Source organism: Rhodococcus sp. ENV425, assembly GCF_002887785.1.
Taxonomy (GTDB): domain Bacteria; phylum Actinomycetota; class Actinomycetes; order Mycobacteriales; family Mycobacteriaceae; genus Rhodococcus; species Rhodococcus aetherivorans.
This window is the reverse complement of the sequence record NZ_PCZU01000020.1, coordinates 1-9,777: the sequence shown is the minus strand read 5'-3', so window position 1 is coordinate 9,777 and position 9,777 is coordinate 1. Positions and strand designations below refer to the sequence as shown.

Sequence of the window (9,777 nt, the reverse complement as noted above, 5' to 3'; positions counted from 1 at the left end):
ACGGCCCGCTGGAGCCGCTGGCCCGCAACAAGGCCAACCTGGGCAAGGTGGTCACGCACTGGCCGGACATGCTGCGGGTGGCCGGCTCCCTGGTGACCGGGCAGGTCCGCGCGTACGACCTGCTGCGGATGTTCGGCCGCGAGGGCCGCCCGACCCCGATGGGGCAGGCGTTCGCCGAGTACGGGCGGATCGCCAAGACGCTGCACCTGCTGCGCGTGGTCGACCCGGTGGACGACACCTACCGCAGGCAGATGAACCGGCAGCTCACCGTGCAGGAGTCCCGCCACAAGCTGGCCCGGGACATCTGCCACGGCAAGCGCGGGCAGATCATGCAGGCGTACCGGGAGGGCCAGGAAGACCAGCTCGGTGCGCTCGGCCTGGTCCTGAACGCCGCGGTGCTGTGGACGACCCGCTACCTGGACGCCGCCGTAGAGGAGCTGCGGGCGCTGCCCGCCGAGGAGCGGGAGTACGACGTCCTGGACGAGGATGTCGCCCGCCTGTCCCCGCTGCGTCACGCGAACCTCAACTGCCTGGGCCGCTACAGCTTCCGCGCCTCCACCCCCGTGGGCGGGGGCCTGCGGCCGCTGCGTGACCCGGACGCAGCCGGGGTGGACGAGGACGGGGAACAGTGAGCCTGCCGGCCGGGCCGCCGGTGGCTGTCAGTGCACGGGGCGGCGGCCGAGGATGGTCCAGGCGGTTTCGGTGACGGCGGCGACGGCGATGCCGAAGGCAAGGTGGGCGGCGAAGCCGCGCAGGTGGGTTACGGCCGGGTAGTCCCGGTTGGGGGCGGAGAAGCCGGCCAGTGGGGTGATGCCCTCGTCCACGATCAGCGACATCGCGGCTCCGGAGGCGAGTCCGGCCGCGACCGGTGTGAGGCCGGTGGTGCGGCGCAGCAGCGCGTACACCGGAGCCCAGCTGATGGCGAGCCCGTAATGGAACGCCGTCCCGGCCCGCTCCCGCGCCTTGTCGTCGAGGTGGATGCCGAGCAGGCCGAGGGTCTTGTCGGCGGCGATCTGAGAGGGGGAGCCGGGCCGGGCGGCGTCCTCACGCCGGCGGGTCTCGTCGGATTCGAGCTGGTAGAGCTTCATGCTCACCGGCTCCATCACCTTCGTCGCCGCGTACCCGGCGACCGGGGCGATGACGGCGTCGGTGAGCAGATCAGCAGTGGTCTTCATGGTGCTCTCCTTCCTGTCGGCCCCCTTCGGGGTGGCCGCGGGCCGCGACCACCCCTGGGGGTGCTCAGCAGCAGCCGGACGAGGAGGTGCCGGTGAGGATCTGGTGGATGAGCGGCTGTTCGATGGCGTAGGCGTCGGCGACGGGCAGCACTCGGGAGCCGGGGTGGCCGGCCAGCCAGTCCTCGGCGGCCGCGGCGCTGGTGAAGAAGTGGATCTCGTTGCAGAAGCTGGTGCGGATGGAGGCCGGAGTCTCGCAGGCGACGAGGGAGACGACCGCACCGGCTGGCTCCACGCTGGTGGGCCCGTCCGGGGGCACGGTCAGCCGCACCGGCTCCCCGGTGGCGCGGCAGGGGGAGGTCACCTGGGCGGTGTGGCCCAGGACGGCGGGGAAGACCAGGGTGTCGAGCGCGCACCAGGTGTACAGGGTGCGGCCGTCGGTCTCGTAGCGGTGCGGGGTGGGGTTGAGCGTCAGGCCGTAGCCGGTGACGCGGCCCTGAGTGTCGTACTCGGTGTCGGGCATGGCCGCGAGCGCCTGGCGGATCTCCTCACGGGTGCGGCCGGTTTCGGCGGCGAGCTGGTCGACGGTGACCGGCTCACCGGCCGCCAGCAGCGTCAGCAGGGGCCGCAGCAGAGCCAGTTCCAGGCCGGGAGCGCTGGTGAGCGAGTCGGTGAAGCGGGGGGCGAAGTCCTGGGTGTCGGTGTCCACGACCGCGTTCCTTCCTTGGGTGGATGGGTCCGATGCGTGCCGACCGTAGGGTCTGCCCCCGGGGTGAGGGTCAAGTGCGCTGCGGGTCGCCGGCCCAGCACAGGTCGCCCTCCGCCAGGTCCGCCCGGTGTTCGACCTGGAACTTCTCGATCCGGTCCAGGATCTGCTGCTGGGCGGCGATACGCTGGCGCAGCCGTTCGCGGGAGCGGTGCAGCAGCTCGGCCAGGTGCGAACCCACCGGCCCGGGGGGGCCGTCGAGATACGCCGTGGTCAGTTCCCGGATCTCGGCGACGGTCAGGCCCAGGCCACGCAGCTCGCCGATGAACCGCACGCACCACAGCGCGTCGGCGGTGTAGAGCCGGTAGTTGGCCGGGCTGCGGCCCAGGGTGTAGATCAGCCCGAGGTCGGTGTACTCGCGCAGCGTCTTGACCGGCACCCCCGTCCGGCGGGACAGCTCGCCGACCGTCATCGGCCGCGTCCGGCTCCCACTCATGATCGATCCTTCCCGGCGGTTTCAGCTGGCGCAGCAGGACAGCTTGGTGACGTCGCGGGTGTAGGTCTGGGCGGCGAGCTTCAGGCCCTCGGCCATGGTCAGGTAGGGGCACCACAGGTCGGCCATCTGCTGCACCGTCATCTGGTTGGCCAGCGCGTAGACGGCGGTGGCGACGACGTCACCGGCGCCGTCGGCCAAGACGTGCGCGCCCAGCAGGCGGCCGGTGGAGGCGTCGGCGACGAGCTTGATCAGGCCGCGGGTGTCGCGGTTGACCAGCGCGCGCGGCACGTACTCGAGCGGCAGGACGCGGCAGTCGCAGGTGTAGCCCTGGGCGACGGCCTCGGCGTCGGTCAGGCCGGCGGAGGCGATGGCCGGGCTGGTGAAGGTGACCCTGGGCAGGTGGCGGTAGTCCACCGTGCGCCCGGCACCGTCGAACGCGTTGTCGGCGATCAGCGCGCCGTGGGCGGAGGCGACGTAGACGAACTGGGGGTGCCCGGTGACATCCCCGGCCGCCCAGATCCGCGGATTGGCCGTACGCAGATGCCCGTCGACGACGACTTCGCCCCGCTCGCCGGTCCCCACTCCAACCGCCTCCAGGCCGAGTCCGTCGGTGACCGGACGGCGGCCGGTGGCCACCAGCAGCTCGTCGGCGCGCAGCTGAACCTCGCGGCCGTCGCCGGTGCGGGCGGTCGCCACGACCTCGCCCGAGTCACGGCGCACCGCGGTCAGGCGGGTGTGGGTGTGGACGGTGATGCCCTCGTCCGCGAAGACGTCCTGCAGGGCGGCGGAGATCTCGGGTTCCTCACCGGAGGTCAGACGACTGCGGGCCACCACGGTGACCTTGGCGCCCAGGCGGGCGAACAGCTGAGCCTGCTCCAGCCCGACATACCCGGCACCCAGGACCAACAGGCTCTTAGGCAGTACGTCCAGGTCCATGGCGGTGGTGGAGGTCAGGTAACCGGCCTCCTCCAGGCCGTCCACGGGCGGCGCCCACGGAGCGGATCCGGTCGCGATCAAGTAGTGCGCGGCCTCGATCCGGCGGCTGCCGCCGCCGACAAGCGCCACGTCCAGGGCGGGGCTGTCCGGGCTGCCGGTGAAGCGAGCGGTGCCCTCAAGGATGTCCCAGCCGTACTCGGCGGCCAGGTCCGTGTACTTCTCCGCCCGCATCTCCTGGACCAGCTTGTCCTTGCCGTCGATCAGCGCGTCGAAGGCCACCGGCCCTGCCTCGGTCCGGATGCCGGGGAAACGCTGCCCCTCCAGCGCGCTGCGGCGGGCCTCGGCGGCGGCCAGCAGCGCTTTGGACGGCACACAGCCGGTGTTCACGCACGTCCCGCCGGTCGTGCCGCGCTCGACCATCACCACCGAGCGGCCCTTGCGACGGGCGGCGATCGCGGCGGCGAACGCCCCGCCCCCGGAGCCGATGACCGCCAGGTCGTAGCCGTTGTCCGCTGCGTTCACCGCAGCACCTCCTCGCGTCCCGGGTCCCGTGTGACCGGGACCGCTTCTATGCGCCTTGCCGAATAGCTCACCACGACCATACTATGCGGCCAGGCGAATAATTCCAGTTGTGGAGGCCCGCATGTCCGACCGCGTCACTGCCCCCGCCCCTTCCACTCAGGAGGGCCCGCAGGAGATGCCGTGTACCCATCTGGACACGGTGGCGAAGTTCTTCCGCGCCCTGTCGGACCCCACCCGGCTGAAGCTGCTGGAGTACATCCTTCGCGGCGAGCGGACCTCCGCCGACTGCGTCGCCTACGCCGGCATCTCCCAGCCCCGCGTCTCGGTGCACCTGTCCTGCCTCACCGACTGCGGCTACGTCACCGCTCGCCGCGACGGCAAGAAGCTGCGCTACTCCGTCGGCGACCCGCGCGTGGCCGACCTGATCATCCTGGCCCGCTCGCTGGCCGCGGACAACGCCGCCGCCCTGTCCTGCTGCACCCGCATCCCCGACAGCCAGGACTGACCCAGCAAGGAGCACCACCGCCATGCCCGCCACCCACCGGCCCCCACGCCGGAACACCTCCGAGCCCTCCGGCGCCGGCCTGGCCGGCGCCGGGATCGGCGCCGCCCTGCTGATGATCGCCTGCTGCGCCGGGCCCGCCCTCATCGCCGCCGGCGCCCTCGGCGCGGTCGGCGGCATCCTCGGCAACCCCTGGGTGATCGCCGCCGCGGTCCTCGCCCTGGCCGCCGCCGTGACCGCCGTCATCCGCCACCGCGCACGGCGCAGTGCCTGCTGCCCGCCCACCACGCGCTCCGCCGACCGGGACCGCTCGCCCACCCCGGCCGACCAGAAAGGCCCCCGCTCCCGATGACCATGTTCCCGCCCCGCCGCCGCACCCTCCTCGCCCTGGCCACCACTGCCGCCCTCGCGGCCGGCGCCACCGCCTGCGGCACCGGGACCACCCCGGCCAAGACCACCGCCGCAGGCGGCACCGCCAAGGGGTCGGTGTCCAAGGACGGCACCGAGGTGACCACGATCAGCGACGAGAAGATCCAGGTGCCGGGCGAGAAGCCGACCGCGGTGTTCTTCTTCTCCGTCGGCTGCGGCGAATGCTCCGAAGGAGCCAAGTCCCTGGCCAAGGCCGGCAAGGAGCTGAACGGCAAGGCGAACGTCCTCGCGGTGGACATGGACCCGGGCGAATCACCCCAGCTCATCCGGCAGTTCCTCGACTACATCAAGGCACCCCAACTGCCCGCGGTCATCGACAAGAACGCCACGCTCTCCCAGCGGTACCAGGTCGCCGCGCTGTCCACGCTGATCGTCGTCGACCCGGCCGGCAAGGTCACCTACCGGGCCACCGACCCCGGCCCCGAGGCGATCCAGGCCGCCCTGGAGAAGGCGGGCGCCAAGTGAACGGCCTGCTCACCCTCGCGTTCGCCGCCGGGATGATCGCACCGGTCAACCCCTGCGGGTTCGCCCTGCTGCCCGCCTGGATCACCTCTGCCCTCGGCGACACCGACACCTCACCGCTGCCCGTGCGCCTCGGCCGCGCGCTGCGCTCCGGTGTCGCGCTGACCCTCGGCTTCGCCGGAACGCTCGCCGCCGCCGGGCTCGTCGTCAGCGCCGGAGCCCGCGCCCTCATCTCCGCCGCCCCCTGGCTCGGGCTGGCCACCGGCGTCATCCTGCTGCTGCTCGGCCTGGCCGGGCTGACCGGCCGGACCCTGACCCTCCGGCTGCCCGCCTCCGGTGGCCGGGCGGCCGAAGGCCCGCCCACCGCCCGCCGCATGGCCGTCTTCGGAATCGGCTACGCCGCCGCGTCCCTGTCCTGCACCTTCGGCGTGCTCCTCGCCGTCATCGCCCAGGCCCAGGCCACCGCCAGCTACGCCGGTCTCCTGCTGCTCTTCGCCGTGTACGCCGCCGGATCCGCCACCGTCCTGCTGCTCATCTCCCTGACCACCGCGGCCGCGGGGTCCGCCCTCACCCGGAAGGTCACCGCGCTGGCCCGCTACGGCCCTCGCGTCACCGCCGCCGTCCTGGTCCTGACCGGCGCGTATCTGACCTGGTACTGGTGGACCCCCGCCACCGCCGGCAGCACCTCCATGAGCACCACCTCGGGCGCTCTGGCCGGTTTCTCCGCCACCGCCTCCGTCTTCATCCAGGCCCACACCACCATCCTGGCCACCCTGGCCGCCCTCGCGGTGCTGGCCGTGATCACCGCCTACTGGCGCCACCACCGGCGCGTCCCCGCACCCCGACAACCCGCCTCCGGCTGCTGCACGGCGAACGACGACACCGCCCCCGCCGCTGCGCCCGCCGGCCGCCCGGGCGAAGAACCCTGCTGCACCCTCCCGGCTGCGGCCCGGCAAACAGCAGGCCAGGCTGAACACCGGACCCGGCACTGCCCCACCCGCCGGCGGGAAGCCGCCACCGTACGGACCACAGCCCAGACCCGGGCCGGGCGCTCGGATCGGAGGAGGATCATGAGCGAGCACTTCGACGCCATTGTGATCGGCATGGGGCCGGGCGGGGAGGTAGCCGCCTCACGGCTACTGGCCGCAGACCGGCGCGTCGCCGTCATCGAACAGGAACTGATCGGCGGAGAGTGCGCCTACTGGGCCTGCATCCCCTCCAAGACCCTGCTCCGCCCCACCGAGGCACGCGCGGAAGCCACCCACACCGCCGGTCTCGAGCGGCCCGCCCTCAACTGGCCGCAGGTACGCGACTACCGCGACTACATGATCCGCCACCTGGACGATTCCGCCCAGGCCGACGGCTACCGCAAGCAGGGCGCCACGGTCATCAAGGGCACCGCCCGCCTGACCGGCCCCGGCCACGTCGACGTCGACGGCCGGCAGCTCACTGCCGAACACATCATCCTTGCCACCGGCTCCGAAGCCACCCGGCCCCCCATCGAGGGCCTGGAGACGGTACCGGTGTGGACCAACCGGGAGGCCACCACCCTTACCGACATACCCCAGCGCGCCCTGATCATCGGCGGCAGCGCGGTGGCCGCCGAACTCGGCCAGTTCCTCGCCCGCATGGGTACCCAGGTCACCGTCGTCCAGCGCGGCCCGCTGCTGCTGGGCCGCGAAGAGCCCCGCCTGGGCGAGATCGCCGCCGAGCACCTGGCTGCGGACGGCATCGACATCCGCCTGAACACCCAGGCCCGCGCCGCCCGCCGCGACGGCACGGACACGGTCGTCGAACTCGACGACAACACCACCGTGCGCACCGACGTCATCGTCCTCGGCGCCGGCCGCACCCCCCGAACCCGCGGACTCGGCCTGGAAAATGCCGGTGTTCAGACCGGCTCCCGCGGTGAACTCGCCGTCGATGCACACGGCCGCCTGACCGATGGACTGTGGGCGCTCGGCGACGTCACCGGCGTAGCGATGTTCACCCACGTCGCCAAGTACCAGGCCCGCATCGTCACCGACGCCATCCTCGGCACCCCTCGCCCCGCCGACTACACCGCAGTCCCCCGCGTCATCTTCACCGAACCCGAGATCGCCGCCGTCGGCCTCACCACCGAACAGGCCCGCCACCAAGAAATCGACACCGCCACCACCGAACTCGCCCTCGCCGACGCCATCGCCCGCCCCTGGACCTACCAGAAAGACCCCTCCGGCACCCTCGGGCTGATCGCCGACCGCAACCGCCGCACCCTCATCGGCGCCTGGGCCATCGCACCCCAGGCCGGCGAATGGATCCACACCGCAGCCCTGGCCATCCGCCACCGCCTGCCCCTGGAGGCCCTCACCGAGTCCATCGCGCAGTTCCCCACCTACAACGAGGCGTACGCCCAAGCCGCCGAACGCCTCACCCGTGACCTCACCCGATAGCGAGACGGCCCGCGCTCGGCTTGGGCAGCCGGCGCAGGATCACCCTGGGGGTCTCTCATAAATGAACAGTTGCGAGAGTTCTGCGAGAGGCCCGAAGTGGATCACGTTTCCGCAGGTCGCCGTTCGCAGAAGTCCTCTCAGAACCCGCACGTTGTGCGAGACAGTTCTGACAGACTTCCGGGGTGGATCTGACGCCCGATCAAGCCGCAAACGCGGTAGAACGAAACGACTGTCCGAAGTGTGAAGCCCCGGCGGGCAGTGCCTGCCGCACGCGCGGCGGGAAGACCGCGACGAAGTACCACACGGCCCGCTTCATCCTCGTGCCCGCGCTCCGCGAGGAACTCGACGTCCTCGTGCCCGAGGACCGCGGCCCGGGACGGCCGTGGAAGCCCGGTCCGCCCGCCGAGGCTCTGCCGGCCGCCGCGGCGGCCAAGCCGATCCGGATCGGGTACGCGCGCTGCTCGACCGCGCAGCAGGAGTTGCAGAGCCAGCTGGATGCGCTCGAACCGGTCTGCAAGCGGATCTTCTCCGAGAAGATCAGCACGCGCGTGAAGACGCGGCCAAAGCTGGAGGCGGCGCTGAAGCTGGCGTACGACATCAAGGAGGCCGCCCCCGACCAGGAGGTCATCCTCACCGTCCACGAGCTCAAGCGCCTGGCCCGCAACGCCGCCGAGCTGATGACCCTGTCCAACCAGCTCCAGAAGGCCGGCGTCCAGCTCGAACTCCTCACCGGCCCCCTCACCGGCATCTACGACCCCAACGGCATGGGCGCCATGTTCTTCGCCGTCCTCGCCGTCGCTGCCCAGCTCGACCGCAACTACATCCGGGAGAAGACCCTGGAAGGCCAGGTCGCCGCCGCGACCAAGGGCAACCACGGCGGACGGCCGAAGGTCATCGACGACGACATGCTGCTGTTCGCCCGCGCGCTCAAGGACAAGGGCGTGCCCGTCCCCGAGATCGCCAAGAAGCTGACCATCAAGACCGGGAAGAACGCCGGACAGCACCCCTCCGTCGCCTCCGTCTACCGCGCGCTCGCCGACGCCGAGGAGACCGGCCAACCGGCCGGGCCGGAGATCATCGCCCCGCGCCGCCCGATGCGGGTGGACCTCACCGGCCCCGGCAGCGGCACCGACCCCGAGCTGATGGAACGGCTCACCCGGCAGGTCCTCGAAGGCGACGGCGTGCTGGACACGCTCGTTGAACAGAGCGAGGAACAGACGGACGACGTCGTGGCGGCGCTGCTGGCGCAGGCCCGACGCGAAGGGGAGGGCGCGTGATCCGCACGCCGCACCGCACGAAGGGGCCCGGCGTACTCGGCGCCCAAGGCCCCGGCCAGGCCGGGCCGTTCGGCCGCTGGCCCGACGGCACCGAGGACGACGAGACAGACACGCCCGGGGACACCCAGGCCAGCCCGCGCACGCCTGATGTGAAGGTTCGGGGGTAAACGGGCCGCAGCGCGTTTGAGTACGGGGGGGGGCGGGGCGGCATGGAACAGACAGCAGACGGCGAGGACAGGCCCTCGCTGCTGGGGGACGTCATCTCGGTCTCCGGCGCGTTCGAGGGCAGCGAGGACATCGCCGTCGCCCGCGACCTCGCCCGTGGATTCCTCACCGATGTGCAGGCCGTACACGGGCTGCCGGTGTCCGCACGGGCGATGGGCATGGTGCAGCTCGTGGTCAGCGAGCTGGTCACCAACGCCCGCAAGTACGCGCCCGGCCCCTGCCTGCTCACTCTGGAGATCAACGGCGGCGCCATCGAGGTGACCGTCTGGGACAGCAACCCCACCCCGCCCGCGATCCTCGCGCCCGACCCGACCCGCATCGGTCAGCATGGGCTGGAGATCGTGATGGCCGTCGGCCAGAGCTTCGCCATCCACCGCGAACCCGTGGGCAAGCGGATCACCACCGCGATCGTGCTGGCCGACGACCCCGGCGGAGACGCCGCCGGCCGTCAGCTATGACGGCGTGAGACCGGAGCGAGCGGGTAGCCATCCGGAGCCGACCGGGGAAAGGCCATGGCACCTGGGGAGGTCGAAAGGCCTTCCCTGTCGGCAGACACGACCGTCCTGACCACCGAGAGCGGCAGGACACGGTTGCGTCCATCAGGATGGTGTACGAGCC

The 9,777-nt window shown here is 71.9% G+C and carries 11 protein-coding genes and 1 pseudogene; 8 read left to right on the top strand and 4 right to left on the bottom strand.

Annotated elements, in window-relative coordinates; all coding sequences use genetic code 11:
- The coding region (locus CQZ88_RS30320) for a transposase (RefSeq protein WP_258008398.1) at nt 1-632 on the top strand (632 nt) is incomplete at its 5' end.
- A gap of 27 nt (nt 633-659) precedes the next feature.
- Here the strand turns inward: CQZ88_RS30320 and CQZ88_RS00950 are convergent.
- The 4 genes from CQZ88_RS00950 to merA all read right to left on the bottom strand — a co-directional run bounded on the left by CQZ88_RS00950 (nt 660) and on the right by merA (nt 3,832).
- Complete coding sequence (locus CQZ88_RS00950) at nt 660-1,175, bottom strand: hypothetical protein (RefSeq protein ID WP_006554636.1); 516 nt, start codon at nt 1,173-1,175, stop codon at nt 660-662.
- 64 nt (nt 1,176-1,239) lie between these two features.
- Nucleotides 1,240-1,881: an organomercurial lyase MerB gene (gene merB / locus CQZ88_RS00945; protein WP_006554635.1), complete on the bottom strand. Its 642-nt coding sequence runs from the start codon at nt 1,879-1,881 to the stop codon at nt 1,240-1,242.
- Nucleotides 1,882-1,951: 70 nt separating this feature from the next.
- Nucleotides 1,952-2,374: a MerR family transcriptional regulator gene (locus tag CQZ88_RS00940; protein ID WP_006934806.1), complete on the bottom strand. Its 423-nt coding sequence runs from the start codon at nt 2,372-2,374 to the stop codon at nt 1,952-1,954.
- Between the two features lie 21 nt (nt 2,375-2,395).
- The gene (gene merA, locus CQZ88_RS00935) at nt 2,396-3,832 is read right to left on the bottom strand and encodes a mercury(II) reductase (protein WP_006554633.1); all 1,437 of its coding nucleotides are present in this window, start codon (nt 3,830-3,832) and stop codon (nt 2,396-2,398) included.
- A 121-nt stretch (nt 3,833-3,953) separates the two neighbouring features.
- On the opposite strand from merA, the gene CQZ88_RS00930 reads away from it, so the two are divergent.
- From CQZ88_RS00930 to CQZ88_RS00900, 7 genes and pseudogenes are all read left to right on the top strand, one after another.
- Nucleotides 3,954-4,337 (top strand): helix-turn-helix transcriptional regulator, encoded by a 384-nt coding sequence (locus CQZ88_RS00930; RefSeq protein ID WP_039958748.1) that lies wholly within the window; start codon nt 3,954-3,956, stop codon nt 4,335-4,337.
- A gap of 22 nt (nt 4,338-4,359) precedes the next feature.
- On the top strand, nt 4,360-4,686 hold the full coding sequence (locus CQZ88_RS00925; protein ID WP_102799106.1) for a hypothetical protein: 327 nt from the start codon (nt 4,360-4,362) through the stop codon (nt 4,684-4,686).
- Nucleotides 4,683-5,228 (top strand): TlpA disulfide reductase family protein, encoded by a 546-nt coding sequence (locus CQZ88_RS00920; RefSeq protein ID WP_006554630.1) that lies wholly within the window; start codon nt 4,683-4,685, stop codon nt 5,226-5,228. Before CQZ88_RS00925 ends, CQZ88_RS00920 begins: the two co-directional genes overlap by 4 nt.
- A pseudogene (locus CQZ88_RS00915) lies at nt 5,225-6,160 on the top strand (cytochrome c biogenesis CcdA family protein); the annotation flags it as partial. The gene CQZ88_RS00920 and the pseudogene CQZ88_RS00915, both read left to right, overlap by 4 nt.
- A gap of 135 nt (nt 6,161-6,295) precedes the next feature.
- Nucleotides 6,296-7,657 carry an NAD(P)/FAD-dependent oxidoreductase gene (locus CQZ88_RS00910; RefSeq protein WP_006554628.1) on the top strand — a complete coding sequence of 454 codons (1,362 nt, stop codon included), beginning with the start codon at nt 6,296-6,298 and terminating at the stop codon, nt 7,655-7,657.
- Between the two features lie 320 nt (nt 7,658-7,977).
- Nucleotides 7,978-8,934, top strand: coding sequence for a recombinase family protein (locus tag CQZ88_RS00905; RefSeq protein ID WP_006934815.1), 957 nt, complete (start codon nt 7,978-7,980; stop codon nt 8,932-8,934).
- Nucleotides 8,935-9,143: 209 nt separating this feature from the next.
- Entirely contained in the window at nt 9,144-9,617 is a 474-nt protein-coding gene (locus tag CQZ88_RS00900; RefSeq protein ID WP_006554626.1) for an ATP-binding protein, read from the top strand.
- The last annotated feature ends 160 nt before the right edge of the window (nt 9,618-9,777 follow it).

Coding starts and splice junctions, on each gene's coding strand:
- CQZ88_RS00950 (WP_006554636.1), bottom strand. CDS start 1,175: ATGAAGACCACTGCTGATCTGCTCACCGACGCCGTCATCGCCCCGGTC.
- CQZ88_RS00940 (WP_006934806.1), bottom strand. CDS start 2,374: ATGAGTGGGAGCCGGACGCGGCCGATGACGGTCGGCGAGCTGTCCCGC.
- CQZ88_RS00930 (WP_039958748.1), top strand. CDS start 3,954: ATGTCCGACCGCGTCACTGCCCCCGCCCCTTCCACTCAGGAGGGCCCG.
- CQZ88_RS00925 (WP_102799106.1), top strand. CDS start 4,360: ATGCCCGCCACCCACCGGCCCCCACGCCGGAACACCTCCGAGCCCTCC.
- CQZ88_RS00920 (WP_006554630.1), top strand. CDS start 4,683: ATGACCATGTTCCCGCCCCGCCGCCGCACCCTCCTCGCCCTGGCCACC.
- CQZ88_RS00910 (WP_006554628.1), top strand. CDS start 6,296: ATGAGCGAGCACTTCGACGCCATTGTGATCGGCATGGGGCCGGGCGGG.
- CQZ88_RS00900 (WP_006554626.1), top strand. CDS start 9,144: ATGGAACAGACAGCAGACGGCGAGGACAGGCCCTCGCTGCTGGGGGAC.